The sequence below is a fragment of the Limnospira sp. PMC 1279.21 genome, assembly GCF_032349615.1.
Lineage (GTDB): Bacteria > Cyanobacteriota > Cyanobacteriia > Cyanobacteriales > Microcoleaceae > Limnospira > Limnospira fusiformis.
In genome coordinates this window covers 1-718 of sequence record NZ_JARPLU010000473.1, presented here as the reverse complement: position 1 = coordinate 718, position 718 = coordinate 1, and the positions used below count along the sequence as shown (strand labels likewise).

At 48.2% G+C, this 718-nt stretch carries 1 protein-coding gene; it reads right to left on the bottom strand.

The genetic code is table 11. The annotated features are described in order from the left end of the window. The coding region (locus tag P5683_RS25500; protein WP_315669517.1) for a tetratricopeptide repeat protein at positions 1-718 on the bottom strand (718 nt) is incomplete at both ends.

Below are 718 nucleotides of genomic sequence, written 5' to 3'. Positions count from 1 at the left end.
AAACCAAGGTTCATGGAAATCCGGTTTATATTTTAGGGCTTCGTCATAGGAGGATAGGGCTTGTTTATACTCTCCTAAATCAGACAGCGCCTTCCCTCGGTTAAACCAAGCTTTATGTAAATCCGGTTTATATTTTAGGGCTTGGTCATAGGAGGATATCGCTTGTTTATACTCTCCTGAATAAGACAGCGCCACCCCTCGGTTATACCAAGCTTTATGGTCATCCGGTTGAAATTCGATCGCTTTTTCCCAGGAGGATATAGCCCCACGCACATCACCATTATCATATCGTTGTAATCCATCGTTAAACCATTTCTTAGCATCAGTCGGGAGAGAATCAGTCGAGGTTGGGGCGGGGTTGGGGGGTGCTGCTTCGGGGGGAGTTTCTGGCGGTAATAAATAAGCCGCTATCTCGGAAATTGCGCCACAATTTAACTTCTTTAATAATGATAGCTGCCGGGAGATTTCTGGGTCTTTAGCGCTATGCTGAAACCGGGGACACCATTCCCGCCATTGGCTTTCGGTAACCCGGTATTCATTCCGACGCAGCCAACCCATCACCTGGTCGCGGTTCCAACCTTGACCTACCTTAGTCAGCAATTGTCGAAATAACCATTCATATTCATGGTCGGGGAGTCGGGGAGGGTTTGACCTCTGCGGTGGTGGGGGAGGGTTCAGCAAGTTGAGTAACTTATTCCCCACCTGGGTCAACCATTGA